This window comes from Pedobacter sp. NEAU-ZC8 (assembly GCF_059278965.1).
In genome coordinates this window covers 121,344-137,722 of record NZ_JCAJXC010000012.1, presented here as the reverse complement: position 1 = coordinate 137,722, position 16,379 = coordinate 121,344, and the positions used below count along the sequence as shown (strand labels likewise).

At 47.5% G+C, this 16,379-nt stretch carries 9 protein-coding genes; all 9 read left to right on the top strand.

Annotated elements, in window-relative coordinates; all coding sequences use genetic code 11:
* Window positions 1–6 precede the first annotated feature (6 nt).
* The 9 genes from rocF to AC5WJX_RS11305 all read left to right on the top strand — a co-directional run bounded on the left by rocF (window position 7) and on the right by AC5WJX_RS11305 (window position 16,252).
* Complete coding sequence (rocF, locus tag AC5WJX_RS11345) at window positions 7–957, top strand: arginase (RefSeq protein WP_440429004.1); 951 nt, start codon at window positions 7–9, stop codon at window positions 955–957.
* Between the two features lie 4 nt (window positions 958–961).
* A complete protein-coding gene (argS, locus tag AC5WJX_RS11340) occupies window positions 962–2,743 on the top strand; it encodes an arginine--tRNA ligase (RefSeq protein WP_494484609.1) in 1,782 nt (593 codons plus the stop codon).
* Between the two features lie 214 nt (window positions 2,744–2,957).
* Window positions 2,958–4,337 (top strand): APC family permease, encoded by a 1,380-nt coding sequence (locus tag AC5WJX_RS11335; RefSeq protein WP_494484608.1) that lies wholly within the window; start codon window positions 2,958–2,960, stop codon window positions 4,335–4,337.
* Between the two features lie 16 nt (window positions 4,338–4,353).
* Window positions 4,354–4,899, top strand: coding sequence for an SAM-dependent methyltransferase (locus AC5WJX_RS11330; RefSeq protein ID WP_494484607.1), 546 nt, complete (start codon window positions 4,354–4,356; stop codon window positions 4,897–4,899).
* Between the two features lie 733 nt (window positions 4,900–5,632).
* Complete coding sequence (locus AC5WJX_RS11325; RefSeq protein ID WP_494484606.1) at window positions 5,633–8,764, top strand: SusC/RagA family TonB-linked outer membrane protein; 3,132 nt, start codon at window positions 5,633–5,635, stop codon at window positions 8,762–8,764.
* A 46-nt stretch (window positions 8,765–8,810) separates the two neighbouring features.
* Entirely contained in the window at window positions 8,811–10,316 is a 1,506-nt protein-coding gene (locus AC5WJX_RS11320; protein ID WP_494484605.1) for a RagB/SusD family nutrient uptake outer membrane protein, read from the top strand.
* An 18-nt stretch (window positions 10,317–10,334) separates the two neighbouring features.
* Window positions 10,335–13,076 carry a M14 family metallopeptidase gene (locus AC5WJX_RS11315; protein ID WP_494484604.1) on the top strand — a complete coding sequence of 914 codons (2,742 nt, stop codon included), beginning with the start codon at window positions 10,335–10,337 and terminating at the stop codon, window positions 13,074–13,076.
* A 52-nt stretch (window positions 13,077–13,128) separates the two neighbouring features.
* Entirely contained in the window at window positions 13,129–15,543 is a 2,415-nt protein-coding gene (locus tag AC5WJX_RS11310; RefSeq protein ID WP_494484603.1) for an alpha/beta hydrolase family protein, read from the top strand.
* Window positions 15,544–15,679: 136 nt separating this feature from the next.
* Window positions 15,680–16,252 (top strand): NADPH-dependent FMN reductase, encoded by a 573-nt coding sequence (locus tag AC5WJX_RS11305; protein ID WP_494484602.1) that lies wholly within the window; start codon window positions 15,680–15,682, stop codon window positions 16,250–16,252.
* The last annotated feature ends 127 nt before the right edge of the window (window positions 16,253–16,379 follow it).

Genomic DNA, 16,379 nt, shown 5'->3' with positions numbered 1-16,379 from the left:
TAATTTATGACTAAATCGTTAAAAATCATTGAAGTTAAGTCAGAAATTGGTGCCGGAACAAGGGGCGCAAGTCTGGGTGTAGACGCCATAAAGATCGCGGCGCTGGATTATGGCAGCCGCTTTTTCAAGAAACACGCCTGTGTTGAAGTACCCAACGAAAATCACCTTTTACTCGAGAGTTCGGGCAGCGCTTATGCCAAGCGCATTTCGGGTATCCTCACGATGACTGAAAGGCTCAGCGACATGGTGCGAGATACCTTGCAGGAAAAGCATTTTCCGGTAGTACTTGGTGGCGACCACAGTTGTGCCGCTGGAACCATCGCTGGAATTAAAGCAGCATTTCCCAAGAGCAGGCTGGGGGTGATCTGGATTGATGCGCATGCTGATATGCATTCTCCATATACAACGCCTTCTGGAAACATGCATGGGATGCCATTAGCCATCTCGTTGGATGAGGATAATCTGAACTCCAAGGTGAATCAATTAGACCAGGAAACGATAAATTATTGGTATCAGCTAAAAAATGTAGGTAATATTGCACCGAAAATCAAATATGAAGACCTGGTGCTGATTTCTGTGCGCGACACCGAGAAGCCTGAAGATTACCTGTTGCGGAAGAACAATGTAAAGATGTTCAGTACGGCAGAGGTACGAAAAAGAGGTGTGGAACGGGTTGTGATTGAAACGATGATGTACCTGGATCACTGTGATGTGATTCTGCTCTCCTTCGATGTGGACGCACTGGATCCTGCTTCTTCCCGCGGTACGGGAACGCCGGTGGCCGGTGGTTTAACCGAGCGTGAAGCGGGCATTATGCTTTCCAGGATGGTGACCAATCCCAAAGTTTGCTGCTTTGAGATCGTCGAGGTCAACCCAACGCTCGATCGCGAAAACCAGATGGCCGAGCATGCCTTCGAAATATTAGTGAAAGTGACAAACGCTTTCAGAAATGATTAGAATTATGAATATAGAACAACATATTATTGCTGCAACACTTGCTGCAGTTAAAGCATTATACAATCAGGAGCTCCCGGAAAGCCAGATCGCGCTTCAGGATACCCGTCCGGAATTTGAGGGCCAGCTGACCATAGTGGTTTTCCCGATTGTACGATTTTCCAAGAAGTCGCCGGAGGTTACGGCAAATGAGCTTGGTGCTTACCTGCAGGAGCATGTGGAGGACGTTATTGGCTTTAATGTGATCAAGGGTTTTCTGAACTTGAGTATCGCGGAGGCTTACTGGCTTAATCTGTTTAATAATGAGGTGCTTAAGCCCGACTTCGGCATAATCCCTCCAAGCGGTAAAAAGGTGATGGTGGAGTATTCATCGCCAAATACGAATAAACCCTTGCACCTGGGACACGTGCGCAATAACCTGTTAGGTTACTCCGTGTCCGAGCTACTGAAAGCAAATGGTGCTGAGGTGTTCAAAGTGAACCTGGTAAACGATCGTGGTATTCACATCTGCAAGTCAATGCTGGCCTGGCAGAAATGGAGCAATGGTGAAACGCCGGAAAGCTCTGGCATCAAAGGTGATCACCTGGTTGGGAAGTACTATGTTATTTTCGACAAAGAATACAAGAAAGAAATCGATGCGCTAAAGGAAGCAGGGCAGACGGAAGAGGAAGCTAAGAAAAATGCCCCGCTGATTAAGGAAGCACAAGCGATGTTGCTTGCCTGGGAGAATGGAGACCCTGAAGTAAAGGCGCTTTGGAGCACAATGAATGGCTGGGTGTACGATGGTTTTGCGGTGAGTTACAAGAACCTTGGCGTAGATTTCGATAAATATTATTACGAAAGCAATACCTATCTTTTAGGTAAAGACACCGTAGAGGAAGGTCTTGCTAAAGGCGTCTTCTTTAAAAAGGAAGATGGTTCTGTGTGGATCGACCTTACGGAAGATGGATTGGACCAGAAGCTGGTATTAAGAGCGGACGGTACTTCTGTTTACATTACGCAGGATCTTGGTACCGCGCAGATGAAGTATGATGATTTTGCAATGGATGAGTCCATATATGTGGTTGGAAATGAGCAGGATTATCACTTTAAAGTGTTGTTCTTGATCCTGGAGAAACTGGGTAAAACCTGGGCTAAAGGATTGCACCATTTGTCTTACGGGATGGTGGATCTGCCGAACGGGAAAATGAAATCCAGGGAAGGAACGGTTGTAGATGCCGATGATCTCGTTAAAGAGATGATCGAAACCGCAAAGCAGAAGACAGAGGCACTGGGTAAAATCAACGACTTCTCGGAGGAAGAAAAAGAAACCTTGTATCACAATATTGGTCTTGGTGCCTTGAAGTATTTCTTGTTGAAGGTAGAGCCTAAGAAGCGTTTACTTTTTGATCCTGCGGAGTCAATTGATTTCCAAGGCAACACAGGTCCCTTTATACAGTACACTCATGCAAGGATTAAATCCTTATTAAGTAAAGCGGCTTACTCGAGCGCTGCTACGACTTCTCCGGATCTGGCGATCTCGAATACGGAATTGGAGATGATCATGCTCTTGGCAAAATACCCAAGTGAAATCGCGATAGCAGCCAAAGGATTTAGTCCGGCGAGCCTTGCAAATTACCTGTACGAAGTTGCGAAGATGTTCAATAAGTTTTATCACGAGGTTCCGCCCATCATTAAAGAGGAAAATGCGGAGATGAGACAATTGCGGTTAAACCTGAGTGCGGTTGTGGCAAACATTTTAAAAGCAGGTATGCGCCTTCTGGGCATCACTGTTCCTGAACGTATGTAATAGCACAGCGTTGTTATCTCTTTCAAGCGCTTGTTCCTTTATCTGGAGCAAGCGCTTTTTTATTGCAGCGGCTTGTGCAGAGGCGTATGGTACTTTCGGAATCTACCTGAATTTAAAATAACGATATTCTAAGTTATTGTTAATCAGTTTGTATGATGATTTTATTTGATAATGATTAACTTTATTTAAGTACGATAACCCTAACCTGGTTTCCATGGGAGACAATGTTACACCGCAACAGCGGCCTGCACAGCAACTCAGCGTAATTGATGCTGTTGCAATTATTGTTGGTATTGTCATCGGGGCTGGCATTTTTCGCACGCCCTCATTGGTTGCAGCGAACACCAACTCCGAAACGATGTTCCTCCTGGCCTGGGTTTTGGGTGGACTGGTGTCCTTGATTGGTGCGTTGTGTTATGCTGAGCTGAGCACAACATTTCCGAACACGGGAGGAGATTATCATTTCCTGAGCCGTGCTTATGGTAAACGTCTGGCTTTCCTGTTTGCCTGGGCAAGGATGAGCATTATCCAAACCGGCTCCATTGCGGTCCTGGCTTATATTTTCGGCGATTACCTTTCTCAGGTATTCAGCCTCGGAACCTATTCTTCAGTAATTTATGCTGCACTGATCGTGGTTATATTGACTGGGATCAATATCGCTGGCATCCGCATGAGCACTCTGGCGCAGAAGATATTTACCACCACAGAAGTGGCCGGTGCGTTGCTGGTCGTTGTCGTTGGCCTTTTTATCGCACCCGCCGCTGAGGAGGTTAGTGTTGTACAACCTGCTGCGGCAGTGGCAGCGGCACCCGCTGATGCTGGCAGTTTTTTAGGCCTGGCCATGGTGTTTGTATTGCTCACTTTCGGTGGTTGGAACGAAGCCGCTTACATTTCCGCGGAGTTGAAGTCTGGTAAACGAGGTATGGTGCGCGTCCTAATCATCAGCATTCTGATCATTACAGTTGTTTACCTGCTTGTGAACCTGGCCTTCAGTCGCGCATTGGGGCATACGGCCATGGCGGGCTCGGATGCGGTAGGGGTGGATCTGCTTCGGCAGGTCTGGGGCCCGACAGGCGTTTGGCTGATTGGCATTTTGGTCGCCTTCTCTGCATTAACATCGGTAAATGCGACCATCTTCACTGGTGCAAGAACGAACTATGCCTTGGGCCGGGATTTCAAACTGTTCTCTATTCTCGGTAAATGGAACAGTCAGGCTGCCGGTCCGGTAAATGCCTTTCTGGTGCAGGGATTGATTTCGCTGGCTTTGATTAGTCTGGGCCTGATTACCAGGAGTGGCTTCGAGACCATTGTAGAATATACGGCACCAGTATTCTGGTTCTTTTTTCTCCTGGTCGGCATCTCCCTGTTCGTTCTCCGGAGGAAGGCACCGGAGGTTTACAGGCCATTTCGCGTGCCCTTATATCCCGTGTTACCTGCAATTTTCTGTTTAAGCAGCGCTTATTTATTGTACTCCAGCTTGATGTATACAGGTGTTGGCGCCTTGGTTGGTATTGCTGTGCTGATCGTGGGCTTCCTTTTACAAATGTTCTTTCAGGCGGTACCCACGTTAGAACTAAATCAACCAAATATCTAACCTAAATTCAAGAATCATGAAAGCAGTAAAAGTCCTACTCGTTCTATTTGTCGCAGCTGCGGCTAGTAACCCTGTCCTTGCGCAACAACCTCCGAAAAAGCCCCAACTTGATGTGCCGTATGTGCCTACCAAACCAGCGGTGGTCAATGGCATGTTGAAGCTGGCCAATTTGAAAAAAGGCGATGTGCTTTACGATCTCGGCTGCGGTGACGGCCGGATTGTGGTTGCTGCCGCTAAACAATACGGTGTCACTGCGGTAGGTTATGATATCGATCCGGAACGGATTGCGGAGGCCAACGCGAATGCGAAGGCTGCCGGGGTAACCGATAAGGTGAAGTTTGTTAATGCCAACCTGTTTGACACCGACCTAAGTAAAGCTACAGTGATCACCATGTATTTGCTACCTACCGTAAACATGGAACTGCGACCTAAAATATTAAAGTTGAGACCTGGAACAAGGATCGTTTCACATGCTTTTGATATGGGCGATTGGGCACCAGAGAAAACAGAAATGGTTGATGGTGCAACATTGTATTTTTGGACCGTACCTAAAAGAAAATAGCTCAACAAGCGATGCTATATGTGGAAAGCGCCTGCAGTTTATCTGACAGGCGCTTTTCCATGGTGTGAAATCCCATTCTGGCTGAAAACAGGTGTTTGTAAATGATGAATTCATCAACTTTATATCTAAATGTTGATAATATATTAGTGATCGATAGGGTTAGAGTAAAAAATTTCCTTTTCGTAACGAAATTATTATGAAAATGTTATTTCAAATCTTACTATTTTACATTTAAGTAATAGAAAAACAGCCATTCCAGAAATTTTGATTCAAAATTTATCCTGAAAACCCATGAAAATGGTCGGGAGGGAAGAAAACTGCCCCAACATTTCGGAGATAGCGAAAGAAAGTTATACGATTTAGGGTCAGAGCAGCTTTACAACAATGATTCTGTTAACCATAAATAAGATCGCCTATGTAAAGATTTAAGATGAAGAATAAGCAAGAAAATTAATGCCTCTTCAATAAACCACGTAAATCAATAATCCCTAAACCTACATGAAGTATGAATTTTAATGTGCCTTACCAAAGGTTGAACTGCTGTCTTAAGCACAAAAATTTAACGCCCACCTTTAAACTTAAATTATCTAAAAACAAATTACTATTTGCATTAACTTTTACTTTTCTACAAACCAATGCCTACGCAAGTCCGATTAACATTGGCCTACCACATGTAAATTCAAATACAGGGAGCAACTTATATCCTGCGCTGCCCACAGCAACAAGGATGTCTTTGAAACTACTTCCTGGTAAGCCGCCGATTGATATCCGTGGTCGCGTGCTCGATGAGAGAGGCACGCCACTTCCAGGCGCATCCGTAAAGGTCAAAGGTACCGCTCAAGGCACGATGACGGATAGCAATGGTAATTTTAGCCTCAAAGGCGTAAGCTCCGATGCGATTCTGGTAATCTCCTTTGTGGGTTACGATCCCAGAGAGGTTAAAGCTGCGGCTACCCTAAACGTTTCTTTACAACCCAACAAATCAGATCTGGCGGAAGTAACCGTAATTGGCTACGGCACGCAGCGGAAGTCCGAAGTAACTGGTAGCATTTCCAGTGTAAAAGGAAGTGCACTTGCGGAGCAACCTGTGACCAGCTTTGAAGGTGCGCTGGGCGGTAGAGCCTCCGGTGTAAACGTCACGGTGAACTCCGGAAACCTGAATGAACCACCAGTATTCCGTATCCGTGGAACCAACTCCTTGTCGCTGAGTTCCTATCCACTGGTGGTTATTGATGGCGTACCGAGCTTCACAGGTGAAGAAGAGTCAGGTATCGGGAATGCTTCGAATAACCCGCTTTCTTCCATCAATCCTGCTGACATTGAGAGCATTGATATTGCCAAAGATGCCGCTGCAACCAGTATTTACGGTAGCCGCGCCGCTAATGGTGTGGTTTTCGTGACTACGAAAAAGGGGCGCATGGGAAAAGCTAAGGTGAACTTCTCCAGCACGCTGAACTTCAATACTGCCGCCAACCTGCCAAAGCTCCTGAACGCAGCACAATATGTAGAGCTCAAAAACGAGGGTCTGCGAAATGAAGGAACCTTCAATCCAGCTACAAACTACTACGACTTCTCTCTGGATGCTAACGGCAACCGTATAGACACCCGTTGGTACGACCATATTTATCGCACGGGCATATCCACGTTTAACAACGTAAATATTTCCGGCGCAACCGAATCCACCAAATATTACGCTTCTGTAGGGTACACCGATCAAGAAGGGATATTTCGTAAAACGGACTTCAACCGTAAGTCGGTGCTCTTCAACGTTGACAATAAAACAACCAATTGGCTAAGCATCGGCGCCAAGATTAACTATAACAACGAGCTTAATGCCTCAGCCATGTCCAATGGCTCTAGAGGTAATCAATCGGCTTCCGGCGGGATGGCGAGGGTTGCATTGATCAGTGCGCCCATTGTGGGACCATTCAATTCAGATGGCTCATACAACACCACCACGGCCGGCTTTCTGGGTCTTCAAGACAATGCGAGCCACCTTTCCGGGCAGTCCAGGCTTGGATTCTATAATCCTGTACTGTCGATGGATCACAACTATTCCAACAATAGGGTGAACAGCATCCAATCCAACGCCTACGTGGAAATTAAGCCACTATCCTGGTTATCCTTCAGGTCTATCTATGGTATAGATTATCGCTACGTAACCTTTGAGAACTACTTCAGTCCACTTACCGGTGAAGCGATTTCCACCAATGGAGCGAGTGCGAGCGTACAATCACGACGTGAACGCTGGGTTTGGACCAATACCTTGTCTGCAGACAAGCGCTTTGGTGACCACAGCTTTAACTTCTTACTTGGGGAGGAAGAACAGAAAACCGATGGTAACCAGTTCGGGGTTCGCGTAACCGGACAGACGGACCCCTTGTACACCAATATTCAGGGTGGCTGGCAGAATGTCTTTCTGAATAACACTTCAAATAATGTTTTCGATAACTACCTTTTTTCGCTTTTCACGCGTTTACAATACAACTACCAGCAGAAATATTTCCTCACTGGTAACTATCGTGTTGATGAATACTCTGCCTTGGGTGCCAACAACAAAAGAGGTACATTCTGGGGCTTTTCTGCAGGATGGGATGTGGCCAAGGAAAGCTTCTGGTCGCAGGCAGGGCTGGAAGATGTGGTGAACAGCCTGAAGTTCCGTGCAAGTTACGGTAAGGTGGGTAATGTTGGTGGGTTGAGTGATTTTGGCGCCATCAATACCTATTCCGCGGCACTTTATGGCGGTCAGTCGGGCTTAATCTATTCCGCTACAGGGAACTCCGACCTTCGCTGGGAAACCAGCAAGAAAACTGACGTAGGTGTAAACTTTGGCTTGTTCGGCAACAAGATCACCGGTGAGTTGGCCTATTACAGGAACAACATCGATGGCTTGATCTTCGGTGTTCCGCTGCCTCCTTCAGTTGGTATTCCAAATTCCAACGCGAATTCCATCATGCAAAACGTAGGTCGAATGTATAATCAGGGATTCGAGTTTTCCATTGGTGGTGCCCCGATACGTAAGGAGAATTTCAGCTGGAATGCAAACTTCAACTTAACAACCAACAAGAACCAGGTGCTTGAACTTGCGGAAGGTGTTCCAAGTATCATCTCGGGTACCAACGACGCCTTAACGATCACCTTACCAGGCTATTCTGCCGGTATGCTCTATGCGGTTCGTACCGGCGGTGTAGATGCTGCTACCGGTCGGAGGATCTTCCTGGATCAATCCGGAAGAAAGGTTTTCTATCAGCATGTCGCCGGTGCTGGTGCTCCATCACCATACCAATGGTCTTATGAAGATAATACCCAGGCACCAGCCATCACACCATCGTCTGATGCGGTGATCTACAAGCAGTCTGCACCGAAGGTCTTCGGAGGTTTGTCGAACGTGTTCAACTACAAAGGTTTTGAATTGAACATCTTGCTAACTTACCAGCTTGGTGGCCACATGATGAATGGTACCCAGGCCTCCCTGCGCGACAACCGCTTTTGGAACAATGAAGTGGACATGCTGCGCAGATGGCAGCAGCCGGGACAGCAAACGGACATTCCGAGGGTGATTAATGGGGATAACGTTTCCAATGGCAACACCATGCCGCTCGACATTAATGTGAGTTCTACCGACTTCCTGCGGTTAAAAAGTGCACAGCTTTCCTATAACCTGCCCTCGAGCTTCATCAGCAAGTTTAAGCTGACGAATACAAGAGTGTTTGTAAGTGGACAGAACCTGTGGCTGTTAACCAACTACTCCGGGGTAGATCCAGAGGTAACGACAAATGCAAACAGCGCGATCGCACAGGGGATCGACAAGAACCAGAGTCCTAACGCAAGGACCATTGTTTTAGGTTTAAACTTTGGCTTCTAAACCCCCGCTTGTAAACATGAATTTCAAACACCAAATTAAAAACAAGATGATTAAGAGATCATTTCTATATAGATATAGCCTTCAAATGCTACTTTTTGCAGGTACGGGATTAACATTGCTGCCTGCTTGTAAGCGAAGCGAATACCTGAACCCGCAGCCTTCAACGTTGATTACAGATGTGGATGCATTCTCAACTGCAGAGCGCATTCAGGCACAGGTGAACGGGATTTATTTCAGGTTGAAGGCAGGAGATTTCCTGGGTTCCTTTTACTTTGTGGCTAGTGAAGCCCGTGCCGGGGATTTCATTTCCACGAACCTGAACGCTGCTGCGGCGGCGACCACCTACCAGCTGCTCACCGTTACCACTACGGAGGAAGTGCAGGAGATCTGGGAAGATGGCTACCAGGCCATTAATGCGGCAAATGTTTTCATAGATGGCATGAACAACGGAGGAACAGCCGTCGTAGGCGATGCTCTCGCCAGTAACTACATTGCAGAAGCAAGACTGGTGCGCGCAGTTGCTTACTACTATCTGCTGCAACTCTATGCACAACCATATGCCAATGGCGCGGGCTCCAAACCAGGTTTGCCACTTCGCCTTACCGGTAACAACAACAGTGGCAGCTACGATTTGAAGAGGAGCACGGTGAAGGAAACTTACGATCAGATCCTGGAGGACCTTAACTTCGCAGAACAGAACCTGCCAGACAACTACAGCGCTCCATTGCTGAACACCACGCGTGCACATAAGAATACTGCTATCGCCTTAAAAACTAAGGTGTATCTAAGTATGCAGGATTACCAGAATGTTATTCTCGAAGCAAACAAGATCGTTTCTGCCGCTGCACCATTTACCTCCCCGGTTCGGGTAGCACATGCGCTGAACCCAAGTGTGCTTACGGTATTTAATCCACCTTATACCACTACGGAATCTATATTCTCGATGCCTTTCAGCAATAATGATGCACCTGGAAGTTCCCTGGGCTCGTACTTTCTGCCAGGTACCGGCGATGGTGGTTCCCCGACCAGCAATGGCGCCGGAAATCTCAACCTGAATCCTAACGGCCTACCAGCAGATCCAAGTTGGACAGCAGCAGATGACCGTCGGCAGTTTTTACTTCAGGGCACCAGAACAGGCAGACTTTGGCTAACGAAGTTCAAGCAAGCTTCACCATACCTGGATTATGTTCCCGTAATCCGCTACCCTGAAGTATTACTGAACCTTTCTGAAGCCTTGGCAAGAACAAATGCCGGGGTAGATGCGCGTGCAGTAGCCTTGTTATCGGCCGTGCGCAATCGTTCAGATAAGACAACGAGCTACACGCAGGCAAGCTTTGCAGATAATGCCGCCCTGATTGCAGCAATCGTTAAGGAAAGACACATAGAGTTTCTAGGCGAAGGTATTCGCAACGCGGATATCATGCGACTACAGCTTGACATCCCTGCTAAACCGGCCCATTCTGTTCCTGCAGCTTCGCCATCTTCACCAAATTACATCTTCCCAATTCCGAGTGATGAATTGCTGCTGAACAAACTGATTGAAAATAATTAAACCACATGACCCAATTATATGATTGCTAAAAACATCATTTACGGACTGGTCTTTACGGCGGTAAGCACTTTCGCCCAAGCCCAGGCACAGTCGGTCGCCCCAAGCCCCGGAGAACACTTTGGCTTCAACATTGGCGACGACTACAAGCTGGCAACCTATACACAAACTGAAGCTTACTTTAAAAAGCTTGCCGCTTCAAACCGGACTAAACTCGTTGATATCGGCATGACCGAAGAAGGGCGCCACCAGTATATGCTGGTGGTCTCTTCTCCGGAGAATATCAAAAAGCTGGATCAGTACAAGAAGATCTCACAGCAGCTTGCCCGTGCGGAAAACATGACTGACGAGCAAGCGAAAGCGCTTGCAGCGCAAGGTAAACCCGTGGTCTGGATTGATGGGGGACTACATGCCACAGAAACCGTTGGCGCACATCAGCTGATTGAAACGGCTTACCAGCTGGTGAGTCGCACAGATGCTGAAACGAACCGGATCCTGGATAACGCGATCATCTTGCTGGTACATTGCAATCCAGATGGACAGGAGTTGGTATCCAATTGGTATATGCGTAACGAGGACCTCAAGAAGCGCGACACACGTGTGCCGGTATTGTATCAGAAGTACATTGGTCACGATAATAACCGTGATTTCTACATGATGAACATGAAGGAAACACAGAACATGAGTCGCCAGCAGTACGTTGAATGGATGCCCCAGATCATCTATAATCATCATCAGACCGGTCCCGCAGGAACAGTACTTGCAGGCCCGCCATACCGCGATCCTTTCAACTTCAACTACGACCCCCTGGTAATCACCAGCCTTGATGGGGTAGGTGCGGCCATGAATAACCGGTTAAATGCGGAAGGTAAGCCCGGCTACTCCCAACGTGCGGGTTCGGTGTATTCAACCTGGTGGAACGGTGGATTACGCACCACGCCATATTTCCACAACATGATCGGTATTCTTACAGAGATCATCGGCGGACCAACACCAGCTTCCATTCCCTTTGTTCCGGACCGCCTAATTCCAAATGGCGCAACTCCAAATCCGGTGATGCCGCAGGCATGGCACTTCCGCCAGTCCATTGATTATTCGGTATCACTTAACTATGCCGTGCTGAACCAGGCGGTAAATGAATCACAGAACCTCCTGTTTAACATCTATAAGATGGGTAAAAACTCCATTGTACGTGGGCAGCAGGATAACTGGACCTTATCGCCAAAGCGCGTTGCAAGCATCAAGGCCGCCGTTCAGGCAGATCAGAAGAACACTGCAGGCAATAATGCTGAAGGCGCAGGGGCAAGATCGGCCGGTGTTCCCATGAAGTATTTCGACGCGGTGTTTAAGAACCCTGAACTTCGTGATGCAAGAGCCTATGTGCTTCCTGCAGATCAACCCGATTTCCCAACTGCAGTGAAATTTATCAATGCCCTTGTACGCTCCGGTATTCTCGTGCACCAGGCAAGTTCTAACTTCAGCATTGCAGGCAAGAACTACCCTAAAGGTTCCTATGTGGTAAAGACAGATCAGGCATTCCGGCCACATGTGCTGGATATGTTTGAACCCCAGGACCATCCAAACGACTTCCAGTATCCGGGTGGCCCGCCGGTAAGACCGTACGACATGGCGGGTTGGACGCTAGCCTACCAGATGGGCGTTAAGTTCGATCGTGTGCTTGAAGGCTTCGAAGCACCATTGCAGCGTCTGGAAGCCGGGAAAGTGCAGGCGCCTTTAGCGCAGCAGGTAACAGCTTCCTCCAAAGGTTATTTCCTCAGCCCTGCGGCAAATAATAGCTTCCTGTTGGTAAATGATCTTTTGAAAGCAGGCATTCCCGTTTCAAGAACCACCAAAGCAGCGGATAACGTTCCAGCCGGATCATTTTACGTTCCAGCTAAGGGGCTTGAAGTTTTAAAGCAAAGCGGCCTGAAATACGGCACGATTGCCCGTGCGGCCAACAAGAAACCTGCTGATGCGACAAACATCAGCGCCAGCCGCATTGCACTTTATGATCAATACGGTGGCTCCATGCCTTCAGGCTGGGTGCGCTGGATCATGGAACAGTTCCATTACCCCTTTGAGGTGATCTATCCGAAAGATGTTGATCAGGGAAATCTGAATGCCAGGTTTGATGTGATCTTGTTCATTGACGGTGGAATACCTCCAGTTGGAGAAACCGCGCCAAACCCGAGAAACCAACAACCCAAACCGGAGGAGGTCCCTGCAAAATACCACAAAATGCTTGGAACCATCACACCACAGCAGTCTATTCCGCAGCTTAAAAGCTTCCTGGAAAAGGGCGGGAACATCGTTACCGTAGGTACAAGTACCAACCTGGTTTACCACCTTGGCTTGCCGGTTCAAAATGCGCTGGTTGAGGTAAAGGGCGACAAAGAAGTTCCACTGCCCGGAGATAAATTCTATATTCCAGGTAGTATCTTGAAGGTGAATGTGGACAATACACAGCCGAGTACCTGGGGCATGGAAAGCATAGCCGATGTGGTATTTGACCATAGTCCGGTGTTCCGCTTAACCGAAGAGGCCGAGAAACAGCAGATCAAGCCCTTAGCCTGGTATGGCGATGATGATGCGCTGCGGAGCGGATGGGCCTGGGGCCAGCAATACCTGAAGAAAGGTGTGGCGGCCTTCGTTGCACCGGTAGGCAAAGGAAAGCTGTTCGCCTACGGACCGGAAATTACCTTCCGGGCACAGTCTCACGGCACTTTTAAATTGCTGTTTAATGAATTATATAAAAACAAATAGGCCTTAGATAACATCAAAAACCCTATAATACCGAACAAAACCGAATACCATTATGAAAGCACAACTATTAGGCTTGTTCCTAATCGGCGGATTGACTTACACGGTCTCTGCACAAGAGAATCTGAAGTACCAGCTGCCGCCACAGAGCATTGTAGACCTCGTGGATGCCCCCTCTAATCCGGTCATCCAGTTCAACAAAACCGGCAGTATCATGCTCATTCTGCAGTCGCCGGGATTTGCATCCATCGAAGACATCTCCCAGCCTGTAATTGGCGTCGCCGGTCTAAAGGTTACGCCAAACAATAACTCCACCGCTGCCGAGGTTTCCGGCGTCTACGAAAGCCTGATCATCAAGGACGTTAAAACAGGTAAAGAATCCCGTCTCAGCGGACTACCTGCCAAATACCGGATCACCAATATCAGCTGGAGCCCCGATGGGAACTACATCGCTTTTAGTAACAATGACCTTAAAGGCGTGGAGCTCTGGGTGGCGGACATAAAGTTGCTGAAAGCTACCAAACTTTCCAATGATCTCTTAAATGATGCTGTAGGAACTACTTTACAATGGCACCCGGATGGTAAACACATCCTGGCGCAGTTTATAGGTCCATCCCGCGGTGCAAAGCCTGAAGAACCAATGGTGCCAACCGGTCCGGTGATTCAGGAAAATTTAGGCGTAGTTACACCTTCGAGAACCTATCAGTACCTACTGAAGAATGCCTACGACGAGCAGCTGATGGATTATTATCTAACCTCCCAACTGAAGTCGGTTGACCTGGAGGGCAATGCCGTAAACATCGCAACACCTCAGATCTATAGAGCCGCTTCCTACTCACCCAACGGTAAATACCTGATGGTGCAGACTATTCAAAAACCATATTCCTACCTGGTTCCGATCAACTATTTTCCTTTGAACACGGACGTACTGGACGCATCGGGTAAACTGGTGAAAGCATTGTATCGTGCGCCGCTGGCTGATAAACTACCAACCGGTTTTGACGTTGTGGCTACGGGTCCGCGCAACTATGAATGGCGTGCTGATGCACCGGAGACCCTGGTCTGGGCAGAAGCGCAGGATGAAGGAAATCCTAAAAACAATGTGCCTTTCCGCGATGCCCTTTTCGCGCTCAAAGCACCGTTCGATCAACAGCCACAGAAGCTATTTGCCATGGCGACCAGGTTTGGCGGTGTAGAATGGGGTAATGCTTCCTACGCAATCGTGAAGGAGCGCTGGAGAAAAGACAGGACCTCCAAGATGACCCTGATCAATCCGGAGACTGGAAAAGTGCTGAAAGCCATGCCAACAACCTCCTCTGAAAATGCATACATCGACCCGGGTCGGTTTGTGCATGCCAAAGCAGCTAATGGTGATAACATGCTGGTATTTGATAAAGGTAGCCAGCCAACCGTCTATACCATTGGTACAGGCGCCTCTCCGCAGGGCGACAGACCTTTCGTGATGAAATGGAATTTGATTAGCAACAAGCAGGACACTTTGTTCAAGTCGAAAGCTCCTTTCTACGAAGAGCCAATTTACTTTGACAAGTCAGGGTCCTTGTTCATTTCCAGGGAATCGACAGCCGAAACACCAAATGTTTATGCCATCAATCTAAACACCAAAAAGGAACAGAAGGTCACCAACTTTGCAGACCCGTATCCATCTTTGAAAGGTGTACAGAAGTCATTGTTGTCTTACCCAAGGAAAGACGGTGTTAAACTTTCAGCAACCCTGTACTTACCAAAGGATTATAAAAAAGAAGATGGACCATTGCCGGTGCTGATCTGGGCTTACCCAAGAGAGTTCAAGAGCTTAAGTGCTGCCGGCGAGGTAAAGGGATCACCATACCGGTTTACCAGACTGGCGTTCCGTTCACCGGTGTTTTGGGTAACCCGTGGATTTGCTGTGCTGGATAACGCGGATATGCCGATTGTTGGGGTAGGGAAGAATGAACCTAATGACACCTTCCTGGAGCAGATTGAAGATAACGCAACCTCACTGATCGACTATATTGTGAACATGGGTGTTGCAGATCGCAGCCGCATCGCAGTGGGTGGTCACTCTTATGGTGCCTTCATGACCGCAAACCTATTGGCGCATACCAAGTTGTTCGCCGCAGGCATTGCAAGAAGTGGTGCTTACAACAGAACGCTTACGCCTTTTGGCTTCCAGGGTGAAGAAAGAACTTATTGGCAGGCACCAGAGGTTTACAACCGCATGGCACCGTTCAACTACGCAGATAAGATAAAAACACCTTTACTGATGACGCACGGCATCGATGACGACAACTCCGGAACTTTCCCGATCCAAAGTGAACGTCTGTACAGTGCCGTAAAAGGTCATGGCGGAACTGTGCGACTGGTGATGTTACCAAAGGAGTTTCACGGTTACAGAAGCCGGGAGTCTGTATTACATACCTTCTGGGAGCAGGATTCCTGGTTAGAAAAATATGTGAAGAACAAAAAATAAGCGGAAGAAGTAATCCAACGAAAGGTTGCTCATTGATAAAGTGGGCAACCTTTTTCGTTTAGCTATTTTTCTTATCATAGGTCAACAATGATCTGTCTTTTACGCTCGACATTTGATTCAGCTAAAACAGAAGAACATGTACAATCTAAAAGTTATAACCTCAACGGTAAGACCAGGTCGTAAAGGGCCGATCATTGCCCAATGGATCGCTGAGCAGGCACAAGCCTCAGGCTTCTTCAACGTTGAAGTACTCGACCTTGGCGAGATCAACCTGCCTGTCATGAATGAACCTGTTCACCCGGTCATGAAACAATATACCCATGAACATACCAAAGCATGGAGCGCCAAAATCGATGAAGCAGATGCTTTCATTTTCGTCACCGCAGAATATGACTATAGCTATCCGGCGCCACTCAAAAATGCGCTTGAATACCTGGTTCAGGAATGGTCCACCAAACCTGCAGGGATTGTAAGTTACTCCATCGGGCCTTTTGCAGGCGTTAGAGCCGCAAAGGAGTTGAGAAATGATCTGCTTTCTTTAAAATGCATCTCCCTTGCGGAAATGGTGAACATCCCTTTGATCGATGAGTCTATTGCGGAGGATGGGAGCTTCAACCCTAAACAGCAGATTATCAGAGCAACGACCGCCATGTTACCTGCATTGAACAAATGGACCAAAGGACTGGAAATGATCAGAAAGGATCAATAGCGCGGACATTATATATTGAAGTAAAAAGCGGGCGCTTGTGACATTTCACAGGCGCCCGCTTCATTTATCTCAGTATTGCCTGTAAGCAGTTTTAACAATATCATAATACATTATTAGCACTACTTTA

Bases quoted from the DNA above. Each gene is read 5' to 3' on its own strand.
- rocF (WP_440429004.1), top strand. From the start codon at position 7: ATGACTAAATCGTTAAAAATCATTGAAGTTAAGTCAGAAATTGGTGCC.
- argS (WP_494484609.1), top strand. From the start codon at position 962: ATGAATATAGAACAACATATTATTGCTGCAACACTTGCTGCAGTTAAA.
- AC5WJX_RS11330 (WP_494484607.1), top strand. From the start codon at position 4,354: ATGAAAGCAGTAAAAGTCCTACTCGTTCTATTTGTCGCAGCTGCGGCT.
- AC5WJX_RS11310 (WP_494484603.1), top strand. From the start codon at position 13,129: ATGAAAGCACAACTATTAGGCTTGTTCCTAATCGGCGGATTGACTTAC.
- AC5WJX_RS11305 (WP_494484602.1), top strand. From the start codon at position 15,680: ATGTACAATCTAAAAGTTATAACCTCAACGGTAAGACCAGGTCGTAAA.
- AC5WJX_RS11335 (WP_494484608.1), top strand. From the start codon at position 2,958: ATGGGAGACAATGTTACACCGCAACAGCGGCCTGCACAGCAACTCAGC.
- AC5WJX_RS11315 (WP_494484604.1), top strand. From the start codon at position 10,335: ATGATTGCTAAAAACATCATTTACGGACTGGTCTTTACGGCGGTAAGC.
- AC5WJX_RS11320 (WP_494484605.1), top strand. From the start codon at position 8,811: ATGATTAAGAGATCATTTCTATATAGATATAGCCTTCAAATGCTACTT.